General features: G+C 40.3%; 1 protein-coding gene. It reads left to right on the top strand.

Going from position 1 to position 1,175, the window contains the following annotated elements; genetic code table 11:
• Positions 1-78 precede the first annotated feature (78 nt).
• A protein-coding gene (locus tag ACM0OY_RS40380; RefSeq protein WP_414574296.1) for an IS630 family transposase occupies positions 79-1,133 on the top strand; the annotation gives its coding sequence in 2 pieces (ribosomal slippage) (positions 79-471 and positions 474-1,133; 1,053 coding nt in all).
• Positions 1,134-1,175: the final 42 nt, after the last annotated feature.

Consider the following 1,175-nt stretch of genomic DNA (forward strand, 5'->3'; position numbering starts at 1 on the left):
TAAGTAAGTCGGCACGAAAAAACCAAACTATGTAAAGATAAATAAATACGGAGAATATATCTACCGAGGTGACTGAGTATGGGCGCTCGTCTAAGGGTGTTCCTAAGCTATGAGCAAGATAAAACCCTGTTAAACCTAAGAACTGCGGATGTACCACAGAAAGTTAAAGACCGAGCAGAGGTCATTAGACTAAATGCACATGGCTGGTACGTAGAAAAAATAGCTGCTCATTTCAATTGGACTCCTCAAACAGTAAGAGAAATCTTACATAAATGGCGAAAACTTGATTTAGAAGGGCTTTGGGATAACCCAGGTAGAGGAGGCAAAACCAAGTATAGCGAAGAGGATATAGTATTTTTAGAGGAATGTCTCAAAGAAGAACCACGTACATATAACAGTCGTCAACTAGCCCAAAAATTAGAGAGCGATCGCTCTATTAAACTGAGTCCCGACAGATTAAGACGGGTACTCAAAAAAAGGGGGTTATTTGGAAACGAGTCAGAAAGAGCCACAAAGGGAAACAAGATCCAAAAGTCAAAGAAATAAAGCAAGCAGACCTAGATATGTTAGAACTGTCTGCTGCTAGTGGAGAAATAGACTTGAAGTATTTGGATGAATCAGGGTTTTGTGCATGGAGCGAACCGGGTTACACCTATTACTTCCGAGGTGAGCAAAAACGACTAGAACAAAGTAAACGTCGTGGTCGTAGATTAAGCATTATTGGATTTTTTCAACCAATAATCAGCTTTGTTTACGGTTTGGTTATTGGTGGTGTTGACAGAAAATCTTATATCCAGATGATGGAGCAAGAAGCAGCTGATGTCCAAAAGACAGGGCGCATCAGAGTAATAGTGCAGGACAACGGGCCGATACATCGATGTCTTCAGGTGCAGCAGTTATGGTCAAAGTGGGAACAGATGGGTTTGTACATCTTCTTTTTGCCCAAATATTGCTCCGAAATGAATCCGATTGAATTGGAGTGGCAACACCTCAAAAAGGATGAACTAGCAGGACAAATGTTTGATGATGAGTTGGATCTTGCTTACGCAGTAATAGATGGTGTTCAAGCTAGAGGAGAAAGAGGAAATTACAGGACACAACGTATTAAATTTAACTCTAACCGCTCTGGTTAAATTTTCGTTACATACTTATAAATTTTCCCGCCGACTTACTTA

It is taken from the genome of Nostoc sp. CCY 9925 (genome assembly GCF_963920935.1).
GTDB lineage: Bacteria > Cyanobacteriota > Cyanobacteriia > Cyanobacteriales > Nostocaceae > Nostoc.